This window comes from Methylobacter sp. Wu8, from assembly GCF_036440755.1.
GTDB classification, from domain to species: Bacteria; Pseudomonadota; Gammaproteobacteria; order Methylococcales; family Methylomonadaceae; genus Methylobacter_A; species Methylobacter_A tundripaludum_A.
On sequence record NZ_JAZGVT010000076.1, the window covers coordinates 52,084 to 74,047 of the forward strand.

The following is a 21,964-nucleotide window of genomic DNA, read 5'->3' on the forward strand; positions in this document are numbered from 1 at the left end:
ACTAACCTGATGTTTTGCGAATGACCCTAAAAATAGCCCTGGCCCAAACCAACTTCCTGGTCGGCGACATCGCCGCGAATGTTGATAATATCGCCCGTGCCGCGATTCATGCCCGCGATGAATTGGGCGCGGAGATGATCGTTTTTCCCGAGCTGACCCTGACCGGCTATCCGGCGGAAGACTTGTTATTGCGCGCCGATTTTATTACCGAAGCCAATAACGCGCTTTATCAGCTGGCCGACCGGGTTGAAGGTATTGCGCTGATTGTCGGCTTTCCCGAGCGCGACGGCGACAAGCTTTATAACAGCGCTGCGGTGTTGCACCAGGGCGCGATAGTGGCTTGTTACCGCAAACGAGCCCTGCCCAATTACGGCGTATTCGACGAGCAGCGTTATTTTACGGCGGGCAACCAGCCCTGCGTGTTCGAGTTTAACGGCACGTTTATAGGGCTGACCATTTGCGAAGACGTTTGGCGGCAGGGCATTATCGAAGACAACAAAGAGGCGGGAGCGGAGCTGTTGCTGACGTTGAACGCGTCGCCGTTTAATTCGGGAAAAATCCATCAGCGCGAAGCTATTATTTGCAGCCAGGTTAAAGCCGCGAAGATCCCGTTGGTTTATGTCAATCAGGTGGGCGGGCAGGACGAACTGATTTTTGACGGCGCGTCTTTTGTCGTTGACGCGGACGGAGAAGTGGTTTTCCGCGCCGAGGAGTTTAAAGAACAGCTCAGCGTGGTCGAATTTGACGGCAGTCACCCGGCAAAAAGCACCTGCGCGCCGCTTTATAATGAAATCTCCAGCGAGTATCAGGCGCTGGTACTGGGCATTAAGGATTATGTCAGGAAGAACGGTTTTCAGGGCGCCATTTTGGGCTTGTCCGGCGGCATCGATTCGGCGCTGGTTCTGGCGCTGGCCGTCGATGCCTTGGGCGCGGATAAAGTCGAAGCCGTGCTGCTGCCGTCGCGTTATACCCAAGACATGAGTAACGAAGATGCGGTGCTGGAAGCGAAAGCCTTGGGCGTGCATTACCATACCATTCCGATAGAACCCGCCGTTAACGCCTTCACCGGCATGCTGTCCGATATTTTTGCAGGGACCGCTAAAGACGCCACCGAAGAAAACATCCAGGCGCGCTGCCGCGGGGTGATCTTAATGGCCTTGTCGAACAAGCAGGGCAAACTGTTATTAACCACCGGCAACAAGAGCGAAATGAGCGTCGGTTACGCGACCTTGTACGGCGACATGTCCGGCGGTTTTGCGCCGATCAAGGACGTACCCAAGCTGTTGGTCTACCGGTTGGCGCGTTACCGCAATACCTTATCCCAAGTGATACCGGAGCGGGTCATTATCCGCCCGCCGTCGGCCGAACTGGCGCCGGATCAGGTCGATGCGGATTCATTGCCGCCTTACGACGTATTGGATCCGATACTGGAGCGTTATATCGAAAGGGATCAATCCGCCGATCAAATCATCGCCGCCGGATTCAGGCGCGAAGATGTAGCCAGAGCCATCAGCCTGGTCGACCGTAACGAATATAAACGCAGGCAATCCCCGCCGGGGATCAGGATTACCTCCAGGGCGTTCGGCCGCGACCGGCGTTATCCGATCACTTCCGGTTATCGGGGCATTAAGTCGCCGGGTTGAAACCGCTGCTTCAAGTCTTAAGGTAATGGATTACCCTTTCTCAATTCCTGTCTATTTGTAATACAATGGGCGGGTTTTCAACCGTTTGTTTCGATCACGTAATGTTCCTGTCGGCGGGTTATAAAAACAAGGCTATAGCTGTGTTGGCTGTCGATATTGCCTATTAGCAAAAAACATCCGCATAGCTAAATAAAACATTACTGCTAGCTCAGCTACAGGTTTTTGGCTAGACGGTATTTAATAATTAAAAAAGGGTCAGTTATATGTGTTGGAGTGGTGAAGCGTCAGGCGTTTTAGCCGTCGCAGGTCTGAGTACCGCAGCTTACGTTGCGATCAAACAAGGGGAGTCGAAAGAACTTTGGATTCCGCTAACTTATTTTGCCTTAATGGAATTATTACAGGCGGCAACTTACGTCTATATCGATTTATGCGACAATCCGAGCAATCAGATACTGACGCTGCTGGGCTATCTGCACGTCTCGTTCCAGCCGTTTTTTGTCAACATGGTCGCGATGTACTTCATCCCGGAAAGCGTCAAATTAAAAATTCGCACGACGGTCTATACCATTTGCGCGATCGGTACGCTGTTCATGCTGATTAAGATGTATCCGTTTGCTTGGGCGGGGTCTTGTAATATCGGCGTGGAAGGCTTTTGCGGGCCGAGTGTCTGCTCCACCTCCGGTTCCTGGCATATCGCCTGGCAAATGCCGCTGAACGGCTTGATGTCGGATCCTGTCGGCTGGCTGTTCGGCTTTAACTGGGGCTTGCATGCATTTACTTATATCGTGGTCGCTTTTTACCTGCCGATCATTTACGGTTCCTGGCGTTTCGTAGGTTTCCATTATTTAATCGGGCCGTTTATTTCCGACATTACCACTACCGATCCCAACGAATATGCGGCGGTCTGGTGCCTGTTTTCTATCGCTTTGTGCGTATCGGTCATTAAATCCCCGATCAGAAAATACCTGCACGTTAAGACTTGGCCTTTTTATAAGAAGTATATCGGCGATTCGCTGTAGTGCGTTGGTCGGGTTAGTTTCAGCATAACCCGACTTATCTTTGCGTTCCATGTCGGGCTACGGTGCGGAGAAATTTAAAGCTCATACTATGCGCGCCTAACCCGACCTACGCGGCTGCGACTGTCAGTTTATATAAATAAAGCAGTGTGATTTTTTTGTTAAATGGATTCAATGGAAGGATACTTTGATTATGGCGAATGAGCAGACATCCTATTCGGCTGTCACCTGTGTAAATTGCAATCTCGACAAATTATGCATTCCTAAAGGCCTCGATCCCTCCGATGTCGGGGAATTGGCGTTAAGAGTCAACCGAAACAACATACGCCAAAAAGGGGAAGTTATTTATCATGCCGGCAGCACGTTCAGGGGCATCATCGCGTTGCGTTCGGGCAGCGCCAAATTATTAAGTTACGATGGCGACGGCAACGAGCTGATCGTCGATTTTATTCTGCCCGGCGAACTATTGGGCTTTGACGGTTTTGCCAAGCAAACTCACAACTGTACGGCGATTGCGCTGGAAACGGTCAATTTTTGCCATCTGCCGGCGTATCGCTTGGACATGCTGGTCGGCAACACGTCGAACCTAAGCCACATCTTGCTGCAAAGGTCGTGCGACCAATTCGATTTTCAGGTGCAAAAAGCATTGTTCAATCGCCGTACCGCCGAGGAACGCGTTGCGTACTTCATAGTTGCTTTATCGGACCGGCTGAAACTCCGGGGTTATTCCGAGATGGAATTCAGGTTCAGCATGTCGCGCGAGGAAATCGGAAATTATTTGGGCATAACCCAGGAAACAGTCAGCCGTATCTTTCATCATTTTCAGGCCATGAACATGATAGAAATAAAAGCCAAGCGGTTGAAAATAATAGATAAAAAAAAGCTGTCCAGCTAACAGAATAACTGCCGGACAGCCTGGAAGAGAGGATTCGCTGAATAATCTTTGTTTCCCGCTGCCGCTAGACTCGATCGCTAACGTAGCGGGAAAACTGAAATTAAGTTAGAGCTTGCTGTTCCTGTAAGCCGAGTTAGAGGAATCTTCGGCAATGGCTTTTTTAGTTGATTCGTATTTGTCGTGTTCGCTGCTTTTAATTGTTACCACTACAGCGACCATAGCCAATACCACGCCACCGACATACAACCAGAAATTGTCTTTTTCTTTTGCTTCGCTCATAAACATCTCCACAAGTATCTATTTAAAAATGAATAGGTTTTACGTTAATGCGGGGATATTTAAACAAACTTCGTCATTAATAATTTGATACAGATCAAGAAAAGTCTGTTTTGTTAACGGGGCTGTTTTTACTGGCAGCTTGTTTTTGGCGTGAGCGCTAGATGGTGCTGAGGTTCACCAAGCGGGCGGCGAGTGAAAGCCGCTCATGCCCAGACAGGCTTTCACTCGCTCCAACTGCGTTTTAGGGACGATATATTTCCGGCTTGGAGTCGTACCAGCGATTCCGGTCACTTCATGATAACCGCCCGCCGCTTCGCGCCCCAGTTCCCCGGCTTGGGATGGAATACCCCCGCACAGCGTTCGCCGCAAAAGCGGCAATTTCCTGACGCATCCAGATTCCATTCGGATAATTCGTACCAGTCGCGGCCGATCAGTAACTTTTTGCAACTGTGGCAATAGGTGCTCTCTGCGGGCTTGTCATGCACATTGCCCACATAGGCATAACGCACTCCGTTTTTTAAAGCGATCTGCCGCGCCTGTAATAATGATGCAAGCGGCGTGGGCGGCTTGTCCTGCATCTTCCAGTCAGGGTGAAACGCGGTAAAATGCATCGGCACATCCGGCCCCAGATTTTCGACCACCCATTGGGTCATGGCTTCCAGTTCGGCTTCCGAATCGTTCTCGCCGGGAATAATTAACGTCGTCAGCTCCAACCACACCGATGTTTCATGTTTGATGTATTTTAGCGTTTCCAGCACCGGGTCCAGGTGGCCGCCGGTAATCTCGTGATAAAAACGTTCGGTAAAGGCTTTTAAGTCGATGTTGGCGGCATCCATCCATTGATAAAATTCGGCCCTGGGCTGTTCGCAAACATAACCTGCGGATACCGCCACCGATTTTATACCCAGACTGCGGCAGGCCTTGGCGGTGTCAATCGCATATTCATGGAAAACCACCGGATCGTTATAGGTATAAGCCACGCTGTCGCAGCCGTTATCCCGCGCCGCCTGCGCAATCGCATCGGGCGAGGCCTTGCTCATCAAGGTGTCCATTTCCCTGGATTTACTGATGTCCCAGTTCTGGCAGAACTTGCAAGCCAGATTGCAGCCCGCGGTACCGAACGAGAACACCGAGGTGCCGGGTAAAAAATGGTTCAGCGGTTTCTTTTCGATAGGGTCAATCGCAAAGCCGCTGGACCGTCCGTAACTGGTCATCACAATTTGGTCGTCCAGATTCTGTCTGACAAAACACAGGCCGCGCTGGTTTTTATGCATCTTGCAAAATCTGGGGCAAAGATCGCATTGCACGCGGCCATCTTCCAGCGTGTGCCAGTAACGGGTTTTTACGGTATCGTTGGTGATAAAGTCAGTCATGGTTTTTCTCCCGGTTCCGCCAAACAAACGGCACTGTTCAGGTTATAACGTTTCGCTTTCTAGCATGACTTATTAACGGGACAAAATAAACGATTTTCATCGGCTTAAGTAGTAACACGTATAGATGCCAAACCGCTTTGTTCTTATCATTCCGTTCTACTTTTAGAGTGTTTTTTCATGGTTTAATAACCCGGTAACAGTTAAGCGTTACTGTCTTGCGGATTATCCGTATTGCTTTGGCGACAGCTCCGCGCCAAGAGCCCGTCCGTTACCCTGATAATGCCGTTGTACGGATTATTTTTTACCGAAAAACAGGACAAGTTAATGAACAGACAACCCGCCGTGGCAGGTTCTTTTTACCCTGCAAACCCCGAGCAACTCCATCTGATGCTGGACCAATATTTGAGCGATGCGGCATCCGCTGAAAAAGTCCCCAAAGCCATCATCGCGCCTCACGCCGGTTATATTTATTCCGGCCCGATCGCCGCAAGCGCCTACGCGCGGCTAAAAAAAGCCCATGACCGGATAACCCGCGTGGTGCTTATCGGCCCCTCCCATCGCGTAGCGTTCAGGGGCTTGGCTGTGAGCCGCGCGGAAACGTTTACCACGCCTTTGGGGCGCGTCCTTGTCGATCAGGAAGCCGTGCAGAAAATAGTCAAACTGCCTTTTGTCGAATACATTGAGCAGGCGCACACATACGAGCACAGTCTGGAAGTGCATCTGCCTTTTTTACAGGAAATGCTGGATAACTTCGAAATCGTGCCGATTGTTGCCGGCGACGCTTCGCCGGAACAAGTCAGTCAGGTGCTCGATACGCTGTGGGGAGGGGAAGAAACGCTGATTGTGATCAGTTCCGACCTGAGCCATTACCATAATTACGCAACGGCCCGGCAGATGGATAAATCAACCAGCCGAACCATAGAAAAGCTGGAATATGAGCAGCTCGATTTCGAATCCGCCTGTGGTAGAGTGCCGGTCAGCGGACTGCTGAAACTGGCGCGGAAAAAATCGCTGTCGATTAAAACCATCGATCTTCGCAACTCCGGCGACACCGCAGGGGATAAGTCCAGCGTAGTAGGTTACGGCGCTTATGTCATTGAATAAGGAAAACCGGCAACGCCTGCTGGATTTGGCGAAGAATTCCATCGTGCATGGATTGCAGAAAGGTCGGCCGCTAAAAGTCAACCTGGACGATTATCCGGCAGAACTGACAGAACTGCGCGCCACTTTTGTTACCTTGGAGATAAGCGGTCAGTTGCGCGGCTGCATCGGCATGCTGGAAGCGGTCAGGCCGTTAGCCGAGGATATTGCCGAGAATGCTTTTTCGGCCGCCTTCAACGATCCGCGCTTCCCGCCGCTGGACGCTTCCGAACTGGGCGGCCTGGAAATACATTTGTCGATACTGACGCCCGCAGAGCCGGTATCGTTTAGCTCCGAGCAGGATTTAGTATCCCAATTGCAACCCGGTATTGACGGACTGATTTTACAAGAGGGCCATCGGCGCGGCACTTTTTTGCCTTCGGTATGGGAGTCATTGCCGGAACCCAGGCAGTTTTTACGGCATTTAAAACAAAAAGCCGGATTACCGCCCGACTATTGGTCCAACACTATCCGAATTTACCGTTATCACGCCGAAGTAATAGACTGAGCGCCGTTACAGCGGACAGCAGTCCCTGAACAAAAAACAGAGACTGCCCCGCAACTTTTTATAAATCGTCCCCTACCTTTTCAATTAACTGTCAAGGTCAACGCAGTGCAGATAAGTCCTGCGGTCAAACAACAGTACGACCATTAATGTAAGTTGAACAATGACGTTAAATATCCAGACTATGCTTTTCATGATAATTTCTCCCAGTCCAAGACTGCCGCTCTAATGTTCTTGATATTGTTATCGGCGGACAGTTTTTGTATTAAAGTCAAAATAGTAAATCCCTGGCAATTTAGTAAACATCCAATAATGCTGAAATGAGGATACCAGTGAAAAAAGGCGTTGTTTTATATTTTGCCGGGTTATGCCTGTCTCTCTTAAAAAATTTGCCCAGACTTGATTTTTTAAAAGCATAAAAAGCGCCATTCACTTTATTTTTATTGTAATACATGCGGTTAGGGAGTGGTGCTATTCGTGGCCTTTGTGCGCCGGTATTAGAAACGGCGGATAATGGCAGATTTTTGCCGCTATCCGCCCGTTTCATACCTCATAACAAGCCATGCTCGGCAAACGAATAAGGCTGTCCGTCACCGATAATAAAATGATCCAGCACCCGTATATCGAACAAGGCTAATGCTTGCTTAAGTTTTTCGGTGATATGTTTATCGGCCTGGCTGGGTTCGGAAATGCCGGACGGGTGGTTATGGGCGAAGATGACCGCCGCCGCATTATGACGCAACGCCTGCTTGGCGACTTCCCTCGGATAAACGCTGGCACCGTCTATGGTGCCCCTGAATAATTCATCCAGCTGGATGACCCGATGCTGATTGTCGAGAAACAGGCAGGCAAACACTTCATAGCTGTAGCCGCGCAGTTGTGCGCTGAGATAAGAGCGGGTGATTTCCGGGCTGGTCAAGGCGTTGCCGCGTTGCAATGCTTCCTTGAAATGTCGCCGGGCCATTTCCAGAACAGCCTGGAGCTGAACATAAGTGGCCTCGCCCAAGCCTTTGCCCCGGCAAAAGCGTTGCTGGTCTGATCCTAGTAAGGCATTCAAGGAACCAAAATCGGCGAGCAGCTCTCGAGCCAGATCGACCGCCGATTTGCCGGGCGAGCCGGTGCGCAGAAAAATAGCCAGCAGTTCCGCGTCGGTCAAAGCGGCTGAGCCGCGTTGCAACAGTTTTTCTCTGGGCCGGTCTTCTGCCGACCAATCTTTAATGGACATAGGTTCTCCCTGATGCGGTTGGTATTTAAGCATAGAAGAATTTCTTTAGACTTGCCATAATGTCGGTTTTGTTCAAGTCTCAGGGCATGACTATTAACAAGCATATTTTATTGGCCGTCAGTGGCGGCATTGCCGCCTACAAGTCGGCTGAGCTGGTCAGGCTGTTGCGAAAACAGGGCGCAGCCGTGCGCGTGGTGATGACCCGGTCGGCCATGCAGTTTGTCAGCCCGTTGACCTTTCAGGCGCTGTCCGGCAACCCGGTGCATAGCGAATTGCTGGATGCGGATGAAGAGCATGCGATGGGCCATATCAGTCTGGCGCGCTGGGCCGATGCGCTGATTATTGCGCCGGCAACGGCCAATACCCTTGCAAAATGCAGTCACGGTTTGGCGGACGATTTATTGTCGACGCTCTATCTGGCGGCGACTTGTCCGGTTTACGTCGCCCCGGCGATGAACCAGGCCATGTGGCATAAGCCGGTCACCCAGGAAAATATCCAGAAACTTAAAAGCCACGGCGTTACCGTGATCGGCCCCGAACAGGGCGATCAGGCTTGCGGCGAAACCGGCTTCGGCAGAATGTCCGAGCCTGCGGAAATTTGCAGACGATTAATGGCGGAACCGGCGGCGCAGTGTTTAGCCGGGTTTAAGGTTTTAATCAGCGCCGGGCCGACCCGCGAACCTTTGGACCCGGTGCGCTACATCACCAACCGCAGTTCCGGGAAGATGGGTTATGCGCTTGCCGCCGCCGCATTAAAAGCGGGCGCAAAGGTTACGTTGGTCAGCGGCCCGGTGTCGCTGCCTTCGCCCGCTAACGTGGAACTTATCAGCGTGGAAACGGCCGCACAAATGCATGCGGCTGTTCTATCCGAAGCCGCCGAGCACGATATTTACATCGGCGCGGCGGCGGTTGCCGATTACAGTCCGGTGCTGCCGGAACAACAGAAAATAAAAAAACAGGCCGGACAAACCACGCTGATCCTACAAAAAACCAGAGATATTCTGGCGGAAGTCGCACAACTCCCTAACCGTCCGTTCACGGTCGGCTTTGCTGCGGAAACTCACGATCTTGAACAATACGCGCTGGACAAATTGGCGCGGAAAAAGCTGGATATGATCGCGGCAAACTGGGTAGGGCGCGATTTGGGCGGTTTCGACAGCGAGCAGAATGCATTGCAGGTTTTCTGGAAAAACGGCCGGAAAGACTTCGCAATGACCGACAAAAATCATCTGGCCGAACAATTAATCGGCTTAATCGCAGAAAGAATGGAACATAAAAAAATATGAAAAGAGTACAGCTTAAAATTCTGGACGGCCGCTTAGGCAAGGACATTCCGCTGCCCGAGTATGCGACAGCGGGCTCGGCGGGCCTGGATTTACGCGCCTGTCTGGATGAGCCGGTCGAGTTAAAGCCGGGTGAGACCGTGTTGATTCCAACCGGTCTGGCGATTCATATTGACGATCACCAGTTGGCCGCCGTTTTATTGCCCAGATCGGGCCTGGGCCATAAACACGGCATCGTGTTGGGCAATCTGGTCGGGCTGATCGATTCGGATTACCAGGGCCAGGTTTTTATCTCCTGCTGGAACCGGGGCGACAGCGCTTTTACCATTAATATTGGCGAGCGCATCGCGCAAATGGTTTTTGTGCCGGTGGAGCAGGTACAGTTTGAACAAGTCGACGAGTTTGATCAAAGTTTGCGCGGTTCCGGCGGCTTTGGTCATACAGGCAGGCATTAAGCTTTTCCTTTCAGAGGCGCAAACATGGCACGACTATTTTCTTTACTGGCGGCGATTGCAGTTTTAATGATTCTGGCGGCCGGTGCCGGCGTTTACTGGGTCGGCACGACTCAAATCACGCAGGCCAAGCAGAATGCAACATTGGCTGTTGCAAACAGTGTCGCATCAAGCATAACCGCACAGGTCAATCTGCTAACCAATACGCTGGAAAAAATGGCGCAGGACCCCGAAGTGTTGGCTGCGGTTACCAGCGCCGACACGGCGCTGATGCCGCAGGTGGCCGCAAAGCTTGAAAAACATTTGCCCGAGGTCCTGAAGATCAGGCTGTTGCTGCCCGGCGTCACCGAGCTTGACGACAAAAGCGCGCCGAAAATGGGTTATGCCGATCTGGACATGGTGCGGGAGACTTTTACCAAAAATCAGCTGCCTGCTATACAAGGCGACAGCGGGCCTGACCGGCATCTGGCGATAACGCGCAGGATTGTCCAAAACGATCGGGTGGTCGGCGTTATTCTGGCCAGCTTGAATTACGGCTTTATCAGCAAGACCGTGCAGGCGGCCGGGTTAAAGGACGGACATCTTGAATTGAGACAGGCGGCGCTGGTGTTGGGTGCGGCCGGCGAGCCTGCCAGTGCGGAACCGAACGATGATGCGCAAATCAAGGTAGCGGGCACCGGTTGGGAGCTGCACTACCAATATGCCGACAGCGCAGTTTCCACGGAACCGATGCTCATTGCCGGCATCATCGCGCTTTGCGCCTTGCTGGCGCTGCTGGCTTTTTTCATCGGATGGCGGAAGCTTTCGGATCTGCTGACGCAAGATCTGGGCAGCCTGTTGAAAGCCTGTAAGGACATGATGACCCATAAGCTACAGCCAACTTACCCGCTTAAGTTGGCTGAAATGAATGCGGTTGTTTCAACTCTGGCGCAGTTTAAACGGGTTATGGATCATCAGGATGACGATATAGCCGGGGATAAAAATCCTGTGGATGTTGAAATGAGCGGTTTTTTCGACGACTTTGACGATCTCAAGACCGCAGGCGGTACGACCTCATGGCCGGGAGAGGCGGAGCAAGACAAAGACCGCAATCCGGCTGTCGAAACCGGAAAACCGGAAATCGCTGAAAAAACCGTGCCGGATTTCTTCGACATGCCGCTTTCCAAAAAAAAAACAGCTGACTCAGGTACTATTTTTCGGGCTTATGACATCCGCGGCATCGTCGGCAAGACGCTGACCAAAGAAGTGGTTTACGACATCGGCCGTGCGCTGGGTACCCAGGCTAAAACGCAGGGCGTTAAAACAGTCGTGGTCGGCCGCGATGGCAGAACGTCCAGCCCTGTCCTGGCGGAAGCCCTGGCCAAAGGTATTATTGCAACCGGGCTCAATGTGCTGGATATAGGCATGGTGCCTACGCCGGTGCTTTATTTTGTCGCACAACACACCGAAGGGCGTTCCGGCGTGATGATTACCGGCAGCCATAACCCTGCCGATTACAACGGCCTGAAGATGGTCATCAACGGCGAAACGCTGGCCGAGGAAAGCATCCGAGAGCTTAAAACCTGCATTGACAACCGGGCCTATGCAACAGGCAAATCCGGCGGCATCGAGCGGAACAGCCAATACGGCAATGAATACATCGGCATTATTTCCAAGGATATACATATCGCCAGACCCTTGTCCGTGGTGCTGGACTGCGGCAACGGCGTCGCCGGCGAACTGGGGCCGAAGCTGCTCAAAACCCTGGGCTGTCAAGTGGTGGAGCTGTTCTGCGACATCAACGGCACTTTCCCGAATCATCATCCCGATCCCAGCAACCCCAAGAACCTCAGCGAATTGATTGCAACGGTCAAACATTACAAGGCCGACATCGGCATCGCTTTTGACGGCGACGGCGACCGTTTGGGCGTGGTCGATTCAAGCGGCAAAATCATCTGGCCGGATCGGCAGATGATGCTGTTTGCGAAGGATGTGTTGGCCGGAAAACCCGGATCGGAAGTCATTTACGATGTGAAATGCAGCCGCCATCTGGCCGATCAGATTGTAAAATTCGGCGGCAGGCCGACGATGTGGAAAACCGGGCATTCATTGATGAAGGCAAAGCTCAAGGAAACCGGCGCCAGGTTGGCCGGTGAAATGAGCGGGCATATTTTCTTTAACGATCGCTGGTTCGGTTTTGACGATGCCTTGTATTCGGCTGCGCGTTTGATCGAAATACTGTCCAAAGACACGCGCAGCAGCGCCGAGGTTTTCGCCGATTTTCCCGACAGCATCAACACCCCGGAACTGAATGTCGCGCTGGAAGAGGGCGAAAACTTCAGCTTTATGGACAGCCTGCTTAAGGCCGCCAATTTTACCGGCGGTAAAATCACCGATATAGACGGAATGCGCGTCGATTTTTCGCACGGCTGGGGACTGGTGCGGGCATCCAACACCACGCCGTCGCTGGTTATCCGTTTTGAGGCCGATTCGGAAGCCGCCATGCTCAGCATTCAGGAGCAATTCAGGCAGCTGATGAAAAAAATCAAGCCCGATATTGCATTGCCTTTTTAACAAACCTGTAAAAGCGTATCGCCGGATAAACCCTATAAAGTTAAATACTATTTAACCCGCTTTCTTGTACAATAGCCGCGCTATCTAGTTGTTTATAGTTCCAGTTTTTTAACCCAGGAAAAAATAATGAAAAAAATAAAACTATTACTTGCTTTATCCTTGTTGTTTGGCCTGTTTAGCGCGTCTGCATTTGCCGATGCCCTGACGTCTAATAAAGATATCCTCGGCAGCTGGTTTCTGGAATATACAAAAAAATCGCCGGAAGATACCGAGAAAAAGTTGATGGGCATGACCTGGGTATTTGATAACAGCCAACTGATCCAAAAAGATATTCCTCAGGTCAGAGGCAACCCTTATGATGCGCCTGCCGTCGACTATATTGTCGAAGACGGTAATTTAAAGGTCAGCATATTGGGTCGGGCGGGTAAATTCGATGTTTATTCGTTAGTCGAAAAAACCGATTCGACTATGGTGCTTAAAGACAATAAGTACGGCACTTACATGTACTTTAACAAAAAGTAAGCTCTCCCCTGTCGCCGAGACTTAAGTATAACCCTTAAGTCTCGGCAACCGCTCCTGCATAATCCACAAGGATGTACTGAATGCAGATATTGCAGGAGCGAATATCTGCCCATGCAGTCGCCGTCTCCCCCCGCCCGCTTTTTCACCAGACAAAAAACGCTTTGAGCCCAGGATGGCGCCTGCCGCCGGGCATTGATGTTGTTTGGATGGATAATCGAATGATTTTAATGGATAATGCACACCTATTTACTTGATCTAACCTACGCAGTGAAGCAATGAAAAAAAAGATAGAGGAACTTATCCTGCAAGCCGTTGAAACACTTAAATCTGACGGTGTTCTCGCACAGGACATTACCCCGAATATTACTATAGACCGTACCCGTGATCCGCAACACGGCGATTTTGCTTCTAATCTGGCATTAATACTGGCGAAACCGGCCAAGACCAATCCGCGCCAGCTGGCTGAGAAACTGATGGTCGCATTGCCGCAAGATGCGGCAATTATTAAAGTTGAGTTGGCGGGTCCCGGCTTCATCAACTTCTTTATCGATCCTACGGCCCAATTTCAAATTATCCGGCAAATCCACGATGAAGGCCGTGAGTTCGGCTTGAGTCAAGTCGGCGAGGGCAAAAGAGTCCAGGTTGAGTTTGTGTCGGCCAATCCTACCGGTCCCTTGCATGTCGGACATGGCCGTGGAGCCGCCTACGGTTCTGTCGTTGCCGATTTATTGCAGGCGGTCGGTTTTGACGTGCACCGCGAATATTATGTCAATGACGCCGGCCGGCAGATGGACATACTCGCCACCAGCATCTGGCTCAGATACCTCGAGGAATGCGGCGAAGTGGTGAATTTCCCCAGCAACGGCTACCGGGGCGAATATGTTCGCGAAATTGCCTGGGACATTCATAAAAACGCCAGTAACGAATATCGCAGACCTGTAGAGCTGGTATTTGAAGACATCCCGGCCGATGAACCTGCGGGCGGCGACAAGGAACAACATATCGATGCGTTGATCGCCCGCGCCAAAACCTTGCTGGGCGCATCGCTATACCAGGACTTTTTTCAAATAGGCCTGAACAACATCCTGGAAGATATAAAATTGGACTTGAGCGAGTTCGGCGTCGATTATCAGGAATGGTTTTCGGAACGCCAGCTGATGGATGACGGCTCGGTGGAACAAGCGCTGGGGCGCTTACGCGCCGCCGGCCATCTTTACGAACAGGATGGCGCGACCTGGTTTGCCTGCGCCAAGTTGGGCGACGAAAAAGACCGGGTCGTGGTTCGCGATAACGGCCAATCCACCTATTTCGCGTCCGATATTGCCTACCACATGAACAAGCTGGATCGCGGTTTCGATCGCATCATCAACATCTGGGGAGCCGATCATCATGGCTATATTCCCAGGGTCAGGGCCGCGATTCAGGCCTTGGGCGCCGATGAATCCAAGTTGAAAGTGCTGTTGGTCCAGTTTGCCTCGCTGTATCGCGGCGAAGAAAAAGTGCAAATGTCGACCCGCTCCGGCGAATTCGTGACCTTGCGGCAATTGCGCAATGAAGTCGGCAAAGATGCGGCGCGTTTCTTTTACGTGATGCGCCGGTCGGAACAGCATATGGATTTCGACCTGAAACTGGCGACCTCCAGATCCAACGAGAACCCGGTGTTTTATGTGCAGTACGCCTATGCCAGGGTATGCAGCGTGTTGCGTCAACTGGATGAGAAAAACCTGGAGCGCGACTTGCTGCTGGGCATGGCCAACCTGACGCTATTGGCCGAGGAACACGAAACCAACCTGCTGGGAACGCTGGCGCGCTACCCCGAAACCCTGGAACGCGCCGCGTTGCAATACGAGCCGCATCAGCTGATTCAATACCTGCGCGAATTGGCGACCGAGTTCCATACTTACTACAATGCGCATCAATTCCTTGTTGATGACGCAAAGGTGCGCAACGCAAGGCTCAACCTGATTTGCGCGGTAAAACAGGTATTGGCGAACGGCTTGAACTTGCTGAATATCAACACACCTGAAGCAATGTAACATGGCTAAAGACTACAAACACAGAGCGAAGCACAATCACAGACAAAAGTCGGAAAGCCTTAGTCTGTGGCGCTGGATGCTGATTACGGCATTGATAATTTCGTTTGTAGTCTTCTTGGTTTATTTAAGCAATATCGGATCGAAGCAAACATCCCCGCAGCCGGATGTAGCGGCAGCGCCGGAAGCGGCAAAAAGCGAAGCGCCCAAGCCGGAGAAAAAGCCTGAGGGGCCGGTGTTGCCGCAGTTTGATTTTTACACCATCCTGCCTGAAAAAGAAGTCATCGTGCCGGATTACGAAATTAATACGCGCGCCAGGGAAGAGCGGGTAGGGCAGGCAAAAACCGCCAGTTATATTTTACAGGCCGGTTCGTTTAAAGACTTTAAAGATGCCGACAGCTTAAGAGCCAAGCTGGCGTTGATGGGGATTGAATCCAAAGTCGAGAAAGCCAAAGTCGGCAATGTGGTTTGGAATCGAGTCAAAATGGGGCCTTATGCCCAAATGACCAGCGTCAGCGCCATTCGCGCCAGATTAAGGGAAAACGGTATTGACGTGATCGTCATGGAAACCAGCCGCTAAAGCGCTTAGAAAGAACAGCACATCACCACGAAGACGTTAACAATCGCCATTTCAAATTCATGCAAGGCGGCCGTTACATACTCCTCCCCCTCTACGTTTCGCCCGGCAGGATTGTTCTGCCTGACTCCTTTCTGCTCACGCCCTGAAGGGACGGCAAACCTATCAAAGCCCCAAAATAGTATTCGGAGCCTATGCGCTGTGCTATGCTTTTTTCAATCAATAAAATACACGGGGGGGGAATTGATATGGGTTTAGCATTAAAGGATACTCAACACCATTGCTACGGCGATTACCTGACTTGGCCTGACGATATGCGCTATGAGCTGATCGATGGCAGCGCCTATGCGATGTCTCCGGCTCCCGACTTGGCGCATCAGGATGTGGCGGGAGAAATTTATCGCCAAGCGGCAAACATTTTAACCGGAAAACCTTGCCGCGCTTTCATTGCGCCGGTCGACGTCCGTCTGCCGAAACAGAATGAAGCGGACGAAAGCATCGATACCGTCGTGCAGCCGGATGTATTGGTGGTCTGCGACAGCGGAAAACTGGACCGACGCGGTGTGCGCGGCGCGCCGGACTGGATCGTGGAAGTGCTGTCTCCGTCCACGGCCGGTCACGATCAAATAAGAAAACGCAATCTTTACGAACGCCATGGCGTAAAAGAATATTGGCTGATTCACCCGGTTGATCGGGTGCTGACCGTTTACCGGCTGATCGGCGATGAATACGGAAAGCCCGAACTCTATGAATTAAATGGCGAAACCCAAGTCGGCGTGTTGCCGGATATTGTGATCCGCTGGGATGAATTGGTTACGCGATTGCCGGTTGATTATTGACGATCGTCGGGCAAAGTGAAAAAGCGCGCGATGCGCCCGGATTAACCGCCCATTCAGAACAAAGACGGGTTGATTCGCCACGAAGATACGAAGAAAAGACTAGGCAAAACGTTGCGAAATAGGGAATCCCTAAACCTTGTTCCGAGAGAAGTGTATAACGCAAGATCCTGAGTGTTCCTCTATTATGCGGTTCCGCATATCCAGCCTGCCATCAATAGACTATGGCCTCACCTTTAATAATCCAAAAGTTGCAGTTGGAGTGTAAGGAACTTTCGACCATGTTCAAAAGATCATTATCGAAGCAGAGGCTTACCTCCGCTCATTTACAATGCGTAACTGCGGTTTTTAGGTTCATGTCAAGCAGGTACGATCGCATCCTGAATTACGAATAACATTGATTATCATTTGCTGGTTGGGTAAGATATTGACTCACTTATTCTGAGGTTTATTTGGGCTTTTTGCTTCAATACAGCTCTGTTCGAACCGTCTAGCAAAGGAAAATTGTATGTTACGAACAAATCGACTCTTTGTGCCGTTATCACTGGCCGTTATCACCGGTAGTTTTGCATCCGGCGCAGAAAGCGCGGACAAACCCACTGAAATCAAAACCTTGGGTACAGTCAGCATCGTTGGCAGTCCTGCGGAGGTAAAAGACATGCCGGCGTCTGCGCAGGTTATTACTACCGAACAGATACGTGAGCAAAGTTACAGCGATATTAACCGCATATTGCGACGCGCCCCCGGCGTCAATATCCGTGAGGAAGACGGTTTTGGCTTATTCCCTAATATCAGCTTCCGCGGCGTCGATACGACGCGTAGCGCCAAAATCACAGTCATGGAAGACGGCGTATTGACCGCGCCTGCGCCCTATTCGGCGCCCGCCGCTTATTACAACCCGGCCGGCGGGCGCATGAGCGGCGTCGAAGTCTTAAAAGGTTCAAGCCAAATCGGTTACGGCCCGCATATCACAGGCGGCGTGCTCAATTATTTGTCGACCGCAATTCCCAACACCGGCAAAGCCTATCTCAAGACGATCTACGGCAGTTATAACGAAGTCAGAAGCCACGGTTATGTCGGTAACACGCTGGAAACCAAGCACGGGCGTTTCGGTTATTTGGTGGAAGGCTTTTATCGGGATTCAGACGGATTCAAGACCATTGATCAAACCGCCGATTTCCATAACGGCGACCAAACCGGCTTCCAGCAGGTTGAGCCTATGGCGCGCTTATCCTGGGAGCCTAATACCGATTTATACCAAAAAATGGAAGTCAAGTTCGGCTATTCCAGCATGGATGCCGATGAAACCTACTTAGGCACGAGTGAAGCGGATTTTAGAAGCGATCCATACCGGCGCTACTCTTCAACGCGTTTCGACAACATCGATTCCAACCGTTTGGGCGGCTTTGCCCGTTATTTCATTTCGCCGACCGATAACCTGGATATTGTTACAACCGCGTACTATAGCGAGTTCGACCGTAACTGGAGCAAACTGGACAGCATTAGCGGCACTGGGATCAGCGGAACTCTGGCCTCAGCACTGGCCGGAGCTAACGGGGGCAACGGCCTTGCCTGCCTTAAGGGCGATCGTGCGTGTACCCTGCGTGTCCGGGACAACAACCGCAGTTATTATCTGGGCGGGGTTGAAACCGCAGCGACTTACCGTGTTGACTTAGGCGCTACGCATCATGAGTTGAACGGCGGTTTCCGTTACCACGAAGACCAGGAAACCCGGTTTCAACACGACACCACCTACAACCAGACGTCGAGCGGCACTATTTCCGGGAGCACCGTTGGCGCGCCGGGCAGCCAGGATGACCGCTCAGGGCTTACCAATGCCTATGCCTTCTTCCTGAAAGACCGTATCGAATTGGGCAAATGGGGTTTTACGCCGGGTATCCGCTACGAACATCTGAATCAAACGTATATAAACAACAAAGCGCCGAATACCAACGGTTCCAGCTCACTGGACTTATATGCCGGGGGCGCCAGTCTGGATTACCGCTTTAACGACGATTTCATGATGTTCACCAGCGCGCATCGCGGATTCTCGCCGCCAAGCCCGCAAAACTCCGTGATTGACAAGCTGGAAGAAGAAACCAGCAACGCTTACGAGCTGGGCGGGCGTTATACACATGGCGCTTTTTCAGCGGAGCTCACCGGTTTCTATACCCAGTTTGAGAACTTACTGGTGGTCAACAATATCGGCGGTGCAGGAACCGGACAAAGCGAAAACTTCGGCATGGTTGACAGCCGAGGCGTCGAATTGGCGATGAACTTCGACGCCGGGAATGCTTTCGGTTGGGGTTTCCGCAACCCTTACTTCGTATCCTTTACATACACCGATACCGAGCAGCTCAATGCCGCGACTTCGACGGACGCCGAATCGATTTTCAGTTACGGCGCAAAAGGCAACCGCATCCCGTATATTCCCGAATATACGCTCAGTTTCGGCAGCGGATTGCATTTTGACCGGTATGGCGTCGAAGTTTCCGCCAATTATGTCGGGGAAACATTTGCCAGCGCTAACAACACCGCGTATCAAGTAAACGGTGCGGGTGCCGCCGACTCGCGCTTCGGCAAAACGGACGATTACGTCATTGCCGATGTCTCGGCATATTATAAAATCGTCAAAGGCGTAAAGATTCTTGGCGGCATACAAAATCTATCCAACGAAGAGTATTTGGTTTCCAGGCAGCCGTATGGCCCCCGTCCAGGGATGCCCATATTCGCCTATGGCGGGTTTGAAGTCGATTTCGACATCTGAGGGCTTTGATAATACTGTTGTCGCCATCCCGGAAAGAATGCGAGACATATTCTTGCCGGGATGGCGACTTACTGTAATGACAGTGTCCCGAAAATCCTGAACAGTAGACCGCCGTCGCTGAACAGAGCCTTGCCTAACCATCAGCGGAATCAAAAACCTACCGTTCATCCCGAGCTTGCCGAAGGATTAAATCAGCGCTTCCTTAGAGCGGCAGAGGCAATTCGATAACATTCGGACGGGGTTACAAACCCCGTCTTACTTAGCGTTGTTGCGATTGCCGATGTGTGGCAATGAAGTCAAAAAGCGATGGGCGGTCATTTACCCCCATTCGCGGCCGTATCGCTCTTAGACGGCGGAGCATAGGCCGCCGACCAGACATAGCCGCTGCCGGCGTTGCACGATGCCTCGGCTTGCCCAATCTGATAAGGCCCCGAATAGATCGGGCATTGGCAGTTGGCGAATCCAGTCGGCTTACCGTCGGGATCCCGTTCAAAGGTGCAAGGCGCTGTCATACAACCCGCATAAGGGGCCGGAGAACTGGCGCAACTGGTCTGATCTTTACCATAGCTTTTTATCTTGGCAAAGCTGAAAGTAGAGAGTAATTCAGCTTTTGGCACCATCGGTGCTACGCCATTCGCGCCTGCCTGCAAATAACCGCAAACCGGGGCTGTCGGAAGATAGGGGACAGTCTTGCCGAGCAGCGCCAATGCCTTCCCGGCGGCTTCCGAAACCATATTGCGGCATTTCTCGCCATTCAGGCCGCAGACACGAACGGTTTCGACATAAGCTTCGGTATTAATAATGGAATTAATATCAACATACGAATCCCCTGACTCCGCATAGCAGCGGCAATCTGCAACGTTCGGGTTATCTTTGGACACTGTGCAGGGTAAGCTGGGTAAAGTCTCTTTTGGGATTTTGCTTGCCGGCGCGGCATTCGGGCCGGAATAGTAGCAAAGTGCGTATCCACTGGAAGAGCAGGCCAGGAAGTTGGTCGGCGATAATGTGATATTGGCCGCGGCAGGGCCGTATTCGGTCGTCCAGAACTCATTTTTAACAAAGGGGGCCGGGCAATCCTGCGTACACGTTGCAGGCATATCCTCCGCCCGGGCAACGCCGGACAACAGGCATAGCAATGCAAGCAGTTCAAACACATAGCGAAATTGAGTCTTCATAATATGATTCCTAAGTTTTTGACAGCGTGGGTAATATTGGGTTTGATTCCAATGTTGTATAAAAGGCAGGATCTGCCCCATTCTTTGTTGCGGGTAAGCAATCGGGTTTTTTGCGGATAAAGTTCGTGGCTGGTTTCGCGGTAGCATACTGCCAAAAACGTGTAACATCAAAAATAAGCCGCCATATCGTTCTTGCCCTGTTTGGAAAAATCCGGGCAAAGGGCTGTTCGATCATCCTGACATGGCGGATTGCTGCCGCGAATCCGCCTTACAGCTTTACAGCGTTACCCGGCTTATCAGTATCAAAAAACATAACAATAAATTTGATATTGACAGCAAAATATCTGATAGTACAATTTGATTATCAAAATAAAAAGGTGAATTTTATGAATGTAAAAGCTATTGTTGATATGTTTGGCGGGCAAACCGCATTGGCAGCATTGATTGGCAAAGGTCAGAGCACTGTAGCCTATTGGGTTAAGGCGGAATCTATTCCGGCAAGATGGCATCCAAAACTATTAATGTTGGCATTAGACAGAGGAATTAATCTTTCTGCGCAAGATTTCATTGAGCAGCCAACCATTGAACAAGACTATCAAACTCCTATGGAAACTAAGGCGGTATCAAAGCAAGAAATATCAAAGGCCATTCAGTTAGAAAATGAAGTTTATAGGGAAGACTCACCTTTTTTATTTTATGCGGCAGAGGATGGCACTATTAAGGTTCAAGTATTGATAGGCGATGAAACAGTATGGGCATCACAAAAAGGGATGGGGGAAATTTTTGATGTTGAATCAAATACCGTGACTTATCATCTAAAAAACATATTTGAAACCAATGAATTAGATGAAGATGCAGTTACTCGAAAAATTCGAGTAACTGCATCAGATGACAAAAACTATGACACCAATTTTTACAGCTTAGATGCAATAATTTCAGTAGGTTATAGGATAAACTCTGTTCGGGCAACTCAGTTCAGAAAATGGGCAACAACAGTTTTGAAAGATTATTTGATTAAAGGCTTTGTTTTGAATGATGAAAGACTTAAACAAGGAAATCAACTTTTTGGCAAAGATTATTTTGATGATTTGCTTGAAAAGATCCGGGAAATCAGAGCCTCTGAAAGACGATTTTATCAAAAAGTAACGGACATATATGCGCAATGCAGTATTGACTACGACAAAGATTCACCAATAACACAGCAGTTTTATGCTCATGTTCAAGATAAATTACATTATGCAATTCATGGTCATACATCATCCGAACTTATTAAATTGAGAGCCGATGCGACAAAGCCTCATATGGGAGTTCAAACATGGAAGAACGAAGGCAAAAAAGGAAAAATCACTAAATTAGATGTTACTGTCGGTAAGAACTACTTATCAAAAGATGAAATTGATAATTTAAATAGACTCGTATCAATGTACTTAGACTGGGCCGAGAATTTTGCTAGAAGGCATAAGCCATTATCAATGAAGGACTGGACAGAAAAGTTAGATGGTTTTTTGGATTTCAATGCCTATGATGTGCTTTCTGATTATGGAAAAGTGCGTCGAGAAGAGGCCAATAGACATGCCTTAAAAGAATTTGAAAAATTTAGAGTAATTCAAGACAGAGAATACAAATCAGATTTCGATAAAGTTATCGATAATATAAAAACGAACAAAAAGCTATCCGATTAATTTTTGTT

19 protein-coding genes are annotated in these 21,964 nt (G+C 50.5%); 14 read left to right on the forward strand and 5 right to left on the reverse strand.

Annotated elements, in window-relative coordinates:
* Positions 1-20: 20 nt before the first annotated feature.
* The 3 genes from V3O24_RS18240 (at position 21) to V3O24_RS18250 (ending at position 3,554) form a co-directional block, all read left to right on the forward strand.
* Positions 21-1,643 (forward strand): NAD+ synthase, encoded by a 1,623-nt coding sequence (locus V3O24_RS18240; RefSeq protein WP_331308285.1) that lies wholly within the window; start codon positions 21-23, stop codon positions 1,641-1,643.
* A gap of 263 nt (positions 1,644-1,906) precedes the next feature.
* Entirely contained in the window at positions 1,907-2,662 is a 756-nt protein-coding gene (locus V3O24_RS18245; protein ID WP_104422099.1) for a DUF5765 domain-containing protein, read from the forward strand.
* 190 nt (positions 2,663-2,852) lie between these two features.
* A complete protein-coding gene (locus tag V3O24_RS18250; RefSeq protein ID WP_331308286.1) occupies positions 2,853-3,554 on the forward strand; it encodes a helix-turn-helix domain-containing protein in 702 nt (233 codons plus the stop codon).
* A 105-nt stretch (positions 3,555-3,659) separates the two neighbouring features.
* On the opposite strand, the gene V3O24_RS18255 is transcribed toward V3O24_RS18250, so the two are convergent.
* The gene (locus V3O24_RS18255) at positions 3,660-3,833 is read right to left on the reverse strand and encodes a hypothetical protein (protein WP_181049803.1); all 174 of its coding nucleotides are present in this window, start codon (positions 3,831-3,833) and stop codon (positions 3,660-3,662) included.
* A 287-nt stretch (positions 3,834-4,120) separates the two neighbouring features.
* Positions 4,121-5,206 (reverse strand): AmmeMemoRadiSam system radical SAM enzyme, encoded by a 1,086-nt coding sequence (gene amrS, locus V3O24_RS18260; protein WP_331308287.1) that lies wholly within the window; start codon positions 5,204-5,206, stop codon positions 4,121-4,123.
* Positions 5,207-5,530: 324 nt separating this feature from the next.
* Between amrS and amrB the strand changes: the two genes are divergently transcribed.
* Together amrB and amrA are read left to right on the forward strand one after the other, a co-directional pair.
* The gene (gene amrB, locus V3O24_RS18265; RefSeq protein ID WP_331308288.1) at positions 5,531-6,310 is read left to right on the forward strand and encodes an AmmeMemoRadiSam system protein B; all 780 of its coding nucleotides are present in this window, start codon (positions 5,531-5,533) and stop codon (positions 6,308-6,310) included.
* The gene (amrA, locus tag V3O24_RS18270; protein WP_331308289.1) at positions 6,297-6,854 is read left to right on the forward strand and encodes an AmmeMemoRadiSam system protein A; all 558 of its coding nucleotides are present in this window, start codon (positions 6,297-6,299) and stop codon (positions 6,852-6,854) included. The genes amrB and amrA overlap by 14 nt, the downstream gene beginning before the upstream one ends.
* Positions 6,855-7,146: 292 nt before the next feature.
* Here amrA and V3O24_RS18275 read toward each other — a convergent pair whose 3' ends face one another.
* On the reverse strand, positions 7,147-7,398 hold the full coding sequence (locus tag V3O24_RS18275; protein WP_331308290.1) for a hypothetical protein: 252 nt from the start codon (positions 7,396-7,398) through the stop codon (positions 7,147-7,149).
* Positions 7,399-7,401: 3 nt separating this feature from the next.
* Positions 7,402-8,076: a DNA repair protein RadC gene (gene radC, locus V3O24_RS18280; RefSeq protein WP_104422095.1), complete on the reverse strand. Its 675-nt coding sequence runs from the start codon at positions 8,074-8,076 to the stop codon at positions 7,402-7,404.
* 86 nt (positions 8,077-8,162) lie between these two features.
* Between radC and coaBC the strand changes: the two genes are divergently transcribed.
* The 8 genes from coaBC to V3O24_RS18320 all read left to right on the forward strand — a co-directional run bounded on the left by coaBC (position 8,163) and on the right by V3O24_RS18320 (position 19,099).
* Positions 8,163-9,362 (forward strand): bifunctional phosphopantothenoylcysteine decarboxylase/phosphopantothenate--cysteine ligase CoaBC, encoded by a 1,200-nt coding sequence (gene coaBC / locus V3O24_RS18285; RefSeq protein ID WP_331308291.1) that lies wholly within the window; start codon positions 8,163-8,165, stop codon positions 9,360-9,362.
* The gene (gene dut, locus V3O24_RS18290) at positions 9,359-9,814 is read left to right on the forward strand and encodes a dUTP diphosphatase (protein ID WP_104422094.1); all 456 of its coding nucleotides are present in this window, start codon (positions 9,359-9,361) and stop codon (positions 9,812-9,814) included. The genes coaBC and dut overlap by 4 nt, the downstream gene beginning before the upstream one ends.
* Positions 9,815-9,838: 24 nt before the next feature.
* Positions 9,839-12,364, forward strand: coding sequence for a phosphomannomutase/phosphoglucomutase (locus V3O24_RS18295; RefSeq protein WP_331308292.1), 2,526 nt, complete (start codon positions 9,839-9,841; stop codon positions 12,362-12,364).
* A gap of 126 nt (positions 12,365-12,490) precedes the next feature.
* A complete protein-coding gene (locus tag V3O24_RS18300; protein ID WP_104422092.1) occupies positions 12,491-12,886 on the forward strand; it encodes a hypothetical protein in 396 nt (131 codons plus the stop codon).
* Between the two features lie 275 nt (positions 12,887-13,161).
* Positions 13,162-14,922 carry an arginine--tRNA ligase gene (argS, locus tag V3O24_RS18305; protein WP_331308293.1) on the forward strand — a complete coding sequence of 587 codons (1,761 nt, stop codon included), beginning with the start codon at positions 13,162-13,164 and terminating at the stop codon, positions 14,920-14,922.
* Position 14,923: 1 nt separating this feature from the next.
* Positions 14,924-15,499, forward strand: coding sequence for an SPOR domain-containing protein (locus V3O24_RS18310; protein WP_331308294.1), 576 nt, complete (start codon positions 14,924-14,926; stop codon positions 15,497-15,499).
* Positions 15,500-15,744: 245 nt separating this feature from the next.
* Positions 15,745-16,335, forward strand: coding sequence for a Uma2 family endonuclease (locus V3O24_RS18315; RefSeq protein ID WP_331308295.1), 591 nt, complete (start codon positions 15,745-15,747; stop codon positions 16,333-16,335).
* 505 nt (positions 16,336-16,840) lie between these two features.
* Positions 16,841-19,099, forward strand: a complete 2,259-nt coding sequence (locus V3O24_RS18320) for a TonB-dependent receptor (RefSeq protein WP_104422088.1) — start codon at positions 16,841-16,843, stop codon at positions 19,097-19,099.
* Positions 19,100-19,413: 314 nt separating this feature from the next.
* Here the strand turns inward: V3O24_RS18320 and V3O24_RS18325 are convergent, their stop codons facing one another.
* Positions 19,414-20,274 (reverse strand): hypothetical protein, encoded by an 861-nt coding sequence (locus V3O24_RS18325; RefSeq protein ID WP_331308296.1) that lies wholly within the window; start codon positions 20,272-20,274, stop codon positions 19,414-19,416.
* Between the two features lie 125 nt (positions 20,275-20,399).
* Here V3O24_RS18325 and V3O24_RS18330 point away from each other — a divergent pair, with 125 nt between their 5' ends.
* On the forward strand, positions 20,400-21,956 hold the full coding sequence (locus V3O24_RS18330; protein ID WP_219820737.1) for a virulence RhuM family protein: 1,557 nt from the start codon (positions 20,400-20,402) through the stop codon (positions 21,954-21,956).
* Positions 21,957-21,964: the final 8 nt, after the last annotated feature.